The 7,275-nt window shown below is 71.3% G+C and carries 7 protein-coding genes; 1 reads left to right on the forward strand and 6 read right to left on the reverse strand.

Translation table 11 applies throughout. The features are described from left to right. Nucleotides 1-64: 64 nt before the first annotated feature. From AC3ET4_RS29720 to AC3ET4_RS29735, 4 genes are all read right to left on the reverse strand, one after another. Nucleotides 65-742, reverse strand: coding sequence for a uracil-DNA glycosylase (locus AC3ET4_RS29720; RefSeq protein WP_431954888.1), 678 nt, complete (start codon nucleotides 740-742; stop codon nucleotides 65-67). 31 nt (nucleotides 743-773) lie between these two features. Beyond that, nucleotides 774-1,859, reverse strand: a complete 1,086-nt coding sequence (locus AC3ET4_RS29725) for a WD40/YVTN/BNR-like repeat-containing protein (protein ID WP_431954889.1) — start codon at nucleotides 1,857-1,859, stop codon at nucleotides 774-776. A gap of 151 nt (nucleotides 1,860-2,010) precedes the next feature. Beyond that, nucleotides 2,011-3,369, reverse strand: a complete 1,359-nt coding sequence (locus AC3ET4_RS29730) for an FAD-dependent oxidoreductase (protein WP_431954894.1) — start codon at nucleotides 3,367-3,369, stop codon at nucleotides 2,011-2,013. A 140-nt stretch (nucleotides 3,370-3,509) separates the two neighbouring features. Further along, nucleotides 3,510-4,088, reverse strand: a complete 579-nt coding sequence (locus AC3ET4_RS29735; protein ID WP_431954895.1) for a DUF305 domain-containing protein — start codon at nucleotides 4,086-4,088, stop codon at nucleotides 3,510-3,512. Nucleotides 4,089-4,289: 201 nt separating this feature from the next. Here AC3ET4_RS29735 and AC3ET4_RS29740 point away from each other — a divergent pair, with 201 nt between their 5' ends. Next, nucleotides 4,290-5,654 carry an LVIVD repeat-containing protein gene (locus tag AC3ET4_RS29740; protein WP_431954897.1) on the forward strand — a complete coding sequence of 455 codons (1,365 nt, stop codon included), beginning with the start codon at nucleotides 4,290-4,292 and terminating at the stop codon, nucleotides 5,652-5,654. Here the strand turns inward: AC3ET4_RS29740 and AC3ET4_RS29745 are convergent. Continuing rightward, a complete protein-coding gene (locus AC3ET4_RS29745) occupies nucleotides 5,645-6,283 on the reverse strand; it encodes a TetR/AcrR family transcriptional regulator (protein ID WP_431954891.1) in 639 nt (212 codons plus the stop codon). The genes AC3ET4_RS29740 and AC3ET4_RS29745 overlap by 10 nt on opposite strands. A gap of 167 nt (nucleotides 6,284-6,450) precedes the next feature. Further along, nucleotides 6,451-7,146: an HAD family hydrolase gene (locus tag AC3ET4_RS29750; RefSeq protein ID WP_431954893.1), complete on the reverse strand. Its 696-nt coding sequence runs from the start codon at nucleotides 7,144-7,146 to the stop codon at nucleotides 6,451-6,453. Nucleotides 7,147-7,275: the final 129 nt, after the last annotated feature.

Here is a 7,275-nt window from a genome sequence, read left to right on the forward strand (position 1 = left end):
CCCGCCTATCCGCGCAGACCTCTAAGGGGACGGCGAGGGGACGCGGGCGGTGGGCCTTCGGGTGTTACGGGATGCTCCAGTCCACGGGCTGGCTGCCCTGTCGGACCAGCAGGTCGTTCGCGCGGCTGAAGGGCCGGGAGCCGAAGAAGCCGCGGTCGGCCGACATGGGGGAGGGGTGGGCGGACTCGACGGCCGGCAGGTTCCCCAGCAGCGGACGCAGTCTGCGGGCGTCGGAGCCCCACAGGATGGCCACCAGAGGCTTTCCGCGCGCCGCGAGCGCGCGGATGGCCTGCTCGGTGACCGCCTCCCAGCCCTTGCCGCGGTGCGCCCCGGGCTTGCGGGGCGCGGTGGTGAGCGCCCTGTTGAGCAGCAGGACGCCCTGCCGGGTCCAGGGCGTCAGGTCGCCGTTGGAGGGCTGGGGCAGGCCCAGGTCGGTGTTCAGCTCCCGGTAGATGTTCTGCAGGCTGCCGGGCAGCGGCCGCACCTCCGGGGCCACCGAGAAGGACAGCCCCACGGCGTGCCCCGGTGTGGGATACGGGTCCTGGCCCACGATCAGCACCCTTACGTCGTCGAAGGGCTGCTGGAACGCGCGCAGCACGTTGCTCCCCGAGGGCAGGTAGGTGCGCCCCGTGGCGATCTCGGCGCGCAGGAAGTCGCCCATAGCGGCGATCCCCCCGGCCACCGGCTCCAGGGCCTTGGCCCATCCTTCTTCGACGATCTCGTTCAACGGTCGTGCTGCCACGGTGAGTCACTCTAGTGGCTCACACCGACACTCAGACCACGGCCGCCCGTACGCACAGGACGTCAGGCAGGTGGGAGGCGACGAGCCGCCAGGAATCGCCCTCGTCCGCGCTCGCGTACACCTCGCCGTTGCGGTTGCCGAAGTAGACCCCCACCGGGTCGGCGTCGTCCGTGCGCAGCCCGTCCCGCAGGACCACGCCGTAGTGCCTTTCCGTCGGCAGACCGGCGGAGAGGGCCGTCCACGAGGCGCCGGCGTCCTCGGTGCGGTGGATCCGGCAGCGGTACTCGGGCTGGTAGCGGTCGCCGCCGTCCTTGACCGTGGAGACGTAGGCGACGCCGCCGCGCCGGGGGTGGGTGGCGATGGCGAAGCCGAAGTCCGCGGGCAGGCCCTTGCCGATCTCCGTCCAGCTCGCGCCGGCGTCGTCGCTGCGGTACACCCCGCCGTGGTTCTGCAGATACAGCCGGTCCGGTTCCTCGGCGTCCCGGGCGATCTTGTGTACGCACTGCCCGAACTCCGGGTACGGGTCGGGCAGGAACTCCGCCTTGAGCCCGGTGTTGGACGCCGTCCAGCTCGCACCCCCGTCGGACGAGCGGTAGACCCCGCCGGAGGAGACGGCCGCGATCACCGCGTCGGCGTCGCGCGGATCGGTGACGACCGTGTGCACCGCCTGCCCGCCGAAACCGGCGCCCCACTGCTCGCGCTGCGGGTGCTCCCACAGGCCGCGCACGAACTCGAAGCTCACCCCGCCGTCGTCGGAGCGGAACAGCGCGCCCGGTTGCGTCCCCGCCCACACCAGGTCCGGGGCAACGGGACCGGCGGGCTGGAGCTGCCACACGCGCTCCAGGGAGGTGTCCGTGTCCTTCGGGAAGCGCACCGCGGGCCTCGCCGACTCCTCCCAGCTGCGCCCGAGGTCGTCGGAGCGGAACACCGACGGCCCCCAGTGCGAGCTGTCCGCGCCGACCAGCAGACGGGGCACCGCTCGGCGGGTGTCGATGCCCACCGAGTACACCGCCTGCATGGGGAAGTGCGGGCCGGTCAGCTCCCACTTGCCGGCGCCGCCCCGCCGTCCGAGGAACAGTCCTTTGCGCGTGCCGATCGCGAGTACGACGTCGTCCATGACGCACCTTCTCAGGGCCGTGGTGGGATATGGCGTGCATCACAGATTCTGCACCGCCCCACTGACAACCGGGCTGCGGCGCGCGTGCGGCCGCCCGGGCCGCCTCGGCGTGCGCGGGCCATTGGCCGGTCTCCGGATATGTCCCGCCACGTCACCGGGCGGGGCGGGCGGCTCCCAACAGCCCCTCCCAGTCGGGGATCTTCACGGTCACCCGGTCCAGCGAGCGTCCCAGCGCCGTCTCGGCGGCCTCGATGGCCTCCCACCCGTTCCATTCGACCGGGTTCTGCCCCAGTGCCCGCAGCCCCTCCAGCGGATCGGCGGCCGGATCGGCGACCGCGGCGCGCCGGGCCAGCAGTTCCCGCACGTCGGCGATCAGGGCCGTGGCCGTCTGCTTGGCGCACGGGCGGTTGGTGCCGATGACCCCGGTCGGCCCGCGCTTGATCCAGCCGGCGACGTACTCGCCGGGCGAGGGCGTGCCGTCGCGCAGCACACGGCCCTCCTCGTTGGGCACGACGCCGAGCCGGTCGTCGAACGGCAGCCCCTCCAGGGGCACACCGCGGTATCCCACCGAACGCAGCACCAAACCGGCCTCGATGTCCTCCAGTTCGCCGGTGCCGCGCACTCCGCCCTTCCCGTCCGGCGCCGTCCGCTCGAACCGCACCGCGGCCACCGCGTCCTCGCCGAGCACCGCCACCGGCCGCAGGAAGAACCGCAGATGGATGCGGCGGCGCCGGCCCGACGGAGGCCGGGATGCCCAGCCGCGCAGCACCTCGACATTGCGCCGGGCGACCGGGACGAGCCCCTGCGGATCGGCGTACGCGGGGTCGAGCGCCAGCTCTTCGGGACGGACGAGCACGTCCGCGTCGGGCAGGTCGCCGAGCTCGCGCAGCTCCTTGGTGGTGAACTTCGCCTGTGAGGGCCCGCGCCGCCCCACCATGTGCACGTCCGTGACCCGGCTGTCCGCCAGGGCCCGCAGCACCCCCTCCGGCACATCGGTGCGGCGCAGCTCCTCGGCGCCGCGGGCCAGGATCCGCGCCACGTCGACGGCGACGTTGCCGATCCCGATGACGACGGCCGAGCGGGCGCACAGCGGGAAGCCGCCGGAAGCCTGGTCGGGATGGGCGCTGTACCAGGAGACGAAGTGCGTGGCAGCACAACTGCCCGGGAGGTCCTCGCCGGGCACCCCCAGCCGGCGGTCGGTCGCGGCGCCGACGCAGTACACCACCGCGTGGTAGAGCCCCAGCAGCGCCTGCGGGGACAGGCCGGGTCCGCCGACGGTCACATTGCCCAGGAAGCGGATCCGCGGGTCCTCGAGGACCCGCCGCAGCGTTCCCTGGAGGGACTTGATCTTCTCGTGGTCGGGGGCCACCCCGTACCGGACCAGTCCGTAGGGGCAGGGCAGCCGGTCGAGGACGTCGACGGCGACGTCCGGCACCGACTCCTGGCGGGTCAGCGCCTCGGCGGTGTACACCCCGCTGGGACCTGATCCGACGACTGCCACACGCAGCACGGGCGCCTCCCCTTCGGCGAGGGCTGGGTTCACCTCGGCAGCCCGTCCCCACCCGAAACGGGCGGGATGGGCGGTCATGTCCAGCATCGCACCGCGGGGCCACCGGAGGGAGGCACCGGAGCGTGTCGCGGTCGGGGATGTCAGCCCATGGCCCGCATCCGGGCGATCTCGGCGCTCTGCTGAGCGATCACTTCGTTCGCCCACTCGCCGACCTGGACGTTGCGGCCGTGCGTGAGCACCTCCGTGGCCATCGTCACCGCTCCTAGGTGGTGGGTGATCATCAGGCGCAGGAACTGCCGGTCGAACTCCGCGCCGCGCGCCTGGCGCAGCGCCGCCAGCTGAGCCTCCGTGGCCATGCCGGGCATCTTGGAGTGGTCATGGCCGTGGGAGTCGCCGTGGGTCTTGAGCCAGGCCTCCATGACGTCGATCTCCGGTCCCTGAGCGGCGTCGATGCGTGCGGCGAGTCCGCGCACCTGCTTGTCCGAGGCATGGGTGTCGGCGAGGGCGGTCATGACGAGCGCCTGCTGGTGGTGGGCGATCATGTTCGTCACATAGGTGACGTCCGCCGCGTTCGGGGAGTCGTCGGGCAGCGCCTTGGCGGCTTCCTCCTGGGAGAGGGTGGTGGCCTTCTCGCCTGGTGCGCCCGGTGCGATCACGGATGGCGCGGCGGACGCGGACTCGCTTGCGGAACCCCCGTCGCAGCCGGTCAGGGCGAGCATCAGGGCGGCGGTCAGGGCCAGCACGGGCAGCGTCGCAACGCGATACGAAGAGAACACCCGTGCATTGTCATCTGTTGACGCGCACATGAAAAGGGTCATACTTCCGGGGTCTGTGTGAAGTTCATAAGCGAACGGACAAAAGGGAGAACCTTGGTGAAGCGCTTACGTTCAGCCCTCGCTCGCCCCGGACGACTGGCGGCCCTGGCCGCCGCGGCCGTCACCTTGTTCGGACTGGCGGCGCCGACCCCGGCGACCGCCGAGGGGAGTATCCCGGGCGTCGACGAGGTCGTCACGAGCGCCAACGTCCAGCACCTGGTCAACATACCCAAGCAGTCCCTCACAGGGACCAACAGCGACCTGGCGTTCCAGGGCAAGTACGCCTTCGCGGGCAACTACGACGGCTTCGTCGTCTACGACATCAGCCGTCCCACCAGCCCCAAGATCGTCAGCCAGGTCCTGTGCCCCGGATCGCAGAACGACATCTCGGTCTCCGGAAACCTGCTGATCCTGTCCACCGACTCCTCGCGCTCGGACAACTCCTGCGCGAGCACGAGCCAGCCCGCCACCGAGAAGTCCTCCTGGGAGGGCGTCAAGGTCTTCGACATCAGCGACAAGGCGCACCCGCGCTACGTCGCCGCCGTGGAGACCGCCTGCGGTTCCCACACCCACACCCTCGTGCCGGGCAAGCGCGACGTGTTCGTCTACGTCTCGTCCTACTCGCCCAGCGCCGCCTTCCCCGACTGCCAGCCGCCGCACGACGGCATCTCCGTGGTGAAGATCCCGCGCAGCCACCCGGAGAAGGCGGCCGTCACGGCCTTCCCCGTCCTCTTCCCGGACGGCGGCAACCCGGGCATCCCCGCCACCGAGACCCAGGCCCGGGTCAGTCAGACCACCGGCTGCCACGACATCACCGTCTTCCCGAAGCTGAAGCTCGCCGCCGGCGCCTGCATGGGCGATGGCATCCTGATGGACATCTCCGACCCCGAGCGGCCGAAGGTCCTCGACCGGGTCCAGGACGACGTCAACTTCTCGTTCTGGCACTCGGCGACCTTCAACGAGCGCGGAACCAAGGTCGTCTTCACCGACGAACTCGGCGGTGGCGGCGGCGCCGAGTGCAACGCCGCGATCGGTCCGAAGCGCGGCGCCGACGGCATCTACGACATCGTCCGCGAGCACGGCAAGCCCAAGCTCGTCTTCCGCAACTACTACAAGATCCCGCGCCACCAGGCCGACACCGAGAACTGCGTCGCCCACAACGGGTCGCTCATCCCGGCCAAGGGCCGCGACATCATGGTCCAGGCCTGGTACCAGGGCGGCGTCTCCGTGTGGGACTTCACCGACTCCGCGCACCCCGAGGAGATCGGCTACTTCGAGCGCGGTCCCATCTCGACCGACACCCTGACGCTGGGCGGCGCTTGGAGCGCCTACTACTACAACGGCTACATCTACTCGAACGACATCGCCAAGGGCTTCGACGTCCTGAAGATCTCCGACCGGCGCACCGACAGCGCCCGAGGTGTCCGGATCGCCGAGCTCAACGTCCAGACCCAGCCCGACTACCGCTGATCGGTGCCGGGTGACGGCGTTCCGCCGGGCGGCAGGTCGCCCGGCGGAACGCCGAGTTCCCAGGGCAGCCCGTAGCGCTGGAACAGATCGGCGCGCAGCCGCGCCGGCGGCATGCCCGCGCCCGGGATCAACTGCGCGAACACCGCGCCCATGAGCTGGGACCGCAGCATGCGGTAGTCCTGCTCCGGGTCCGCCGAACCCCATCGCCTCACGGCGTCCAGCAGCATGTCGCCCAGACGCTGCCGTTCCTCGCACTCGCTGAACCCGCCCGCGTGGAGGATGCCGGCCATGTGCTCCCGCATGACGACCGGATGGTGCAGGGGCAGGGCCAGGACGGTGTCGATCGCCCGGGCGAGCATCTCGCGGCCGTCGTCGGGGACGGGTTCGCGCGCCAGCGCCGCGGCGAGTTCGGTGTGCATCAACCGGTGCGCCGCCGCCTGCAGGAGTACCCGTTTGCCGGGGAAGTAGTACGACACCAGACCGCGTGCCGAGCCCGCGCGGTCGGCGATGTCCCCGAGTGTCGTCGCCTCGAAGCCGCGCTCCTCGACCAGTTCGACGGTCGCCTGCAGCAGCCGCTCCCGCGAGCGCCGGCGCATCGCTTCATTGACCGATGGTCGCCGAGGGGACACTGCTTTACTCCTGTCTTAACTGGCTCAGAGCCAATACACTCGAGGCGACCCCACGCGAGTGGCATGCTCATGTGGGGAACGGGGGTGAGGTGCAGGTACCCGGCGGCGCGGGGGACCGCCGGGTACCGCACCCCGCGTTCCGGCCGCCCGCCGGGTTCAGATTACGGTCACGCGGTCAGGCCGAGCACCGGCAGCAGTCCCGACGGCCGCTGCTCCACCGGCAGATGGTCCACCAGGTGGAGGGCGCAGCCCAGCACCGCCGCCCCGCCGTCCGCCCGCCGATCGTCCCCGACCATCGCGACCCGCTCCGGCTGCAGCCCCAATCCCTCGCAGGCGACGCGGAACAGCCGCGGATCCGGCTTCTGGACGCCGTGCTCGAAACTCAGCACGAAGACGTCTACCAGCGCCTCCAGACCGTGCGCCCGGAACACCGGCCGAAGGTCCCAGCCGATGTTGCTCACCACCGCCACCGGCACGCCCCGACGCCGCAACTCCTCGAGCACCTCCCTGGTATCGGGGTACGGCGACCAGGCGGCGGGCTCCATGTGCCGGTCGTACAACGCGGCATAGGCCTCCTCCCAGGGCAGTTCGGCCTCCCGCGCCAGAGCGGTGTACGCCGCCCGGTGGTGTTCCGCCGACAGGTCCCGCTCCCGCCACAGCCGCTCCAGCCGTGCCGGCACCCGCTCGGGGGCCGCCCCACCGGGAAGCCCTCCGGCCCGCTCGAGCCGCTCCGTGTACGCCGTCAACTCCGCCTCGCCGAGGACGATCCCCATCCGCTGCAGCACCGTGCCCAGCCAGTTCCGGGTGGGCTCGACCCGCAGCAACGTCCCCGAGAAGTCGAACATGCATCCCTTGATGGTCATGCCCGCCATCCTCCCCGACCCGCTCCAGGCCGGTCCCGCCGTTGCCGTAGAACGGCAGGCGTACGGCGGTGCGCGACAGGACGTCACAAGGTGACGCCCAGCAGCTCCCGGAAGGCTCGGGCCCCTAGC

The sequence above is a fragment of the Actinacidiphila sp. bgisy167 genome, from assembly GCF_057707665.1.